Genomic DNA, 580 nt, shown 5'->3' on the forward strand with positions numbered 1-580 from the left:
AATATGTTTTGCATAGTTGCTGCCCACGCAGACCACTTTGCTGACGGGATAATCCAGTAATGCACCTTGCCAGTTATGATGTTGATACATGGTCGACCCCTAATCGGTTGATGAGTTGTTCCCGGAAGGACCCGGGCTTATTTCTTTCCGCTCACCTCAAGATGCTGTTTTAATAAATTCTCCGGTGGCGGCGGAAGCTGTAAATAATAGCCCTGCTCGGTTAACGCCTTTTTGACTTTCTCCAGATCGGCGTTCACCAGCTTCTTACGGCCGTCCAGCGGCAGCAGCATCGCCAGCTGCGGTCGGCCAAAGCTTTTCATTAATTCTTCAGGCACGCGGGAAAAATCGTCTTTCTTTTCGACATAAAGGTAGGTCTGGTCGCGGCTGGTACTTCTGTAGATCACACAAAACATGTTTTTACTCTGAATTAACGGGTGGTTGCTTGCCTCAATATACTCCTGACTATAACATGCCTGATACTCTTCGGAATATCGCGGCGATGTGTTGCGGTTAATAGCAAATTGAGTAAGGCCAGGATGTCAAATACGCCCATCGAGCTTAAAGGCAGTAGCTTCACCTT

The 580-nt window shown here is 47.8% G+C and carries 1 protein-coding gene; it reads right to left on the bottom strand.

Features of this window, described 5'->3' with window-relative positions; genetic code table 11:
• Positions 1 to 137 precede the first annotated feature (137 nt).
• The gene (locus RE027_RS18325) at positions 138 to 404 is read right to left on the bottom strand and encodes a YcgL domain-containing protein (protein WP_497795577.1); all 267 of its coding nucleotides are present in this window, start codon (positions 402 to 404) and stop codon (positions 138 to 140) included.
• Positions 405 to 580: the final 176 nt, after the last annotated feature.

Source organism: Kocuria sabuli (assembly GCF_040981185.1).
GTDB lineage: Bacteria > Actinomycetota > Actinomycetes > Actinomycetales > Micrococcaceae > Kocuria > Kocuria sabuli.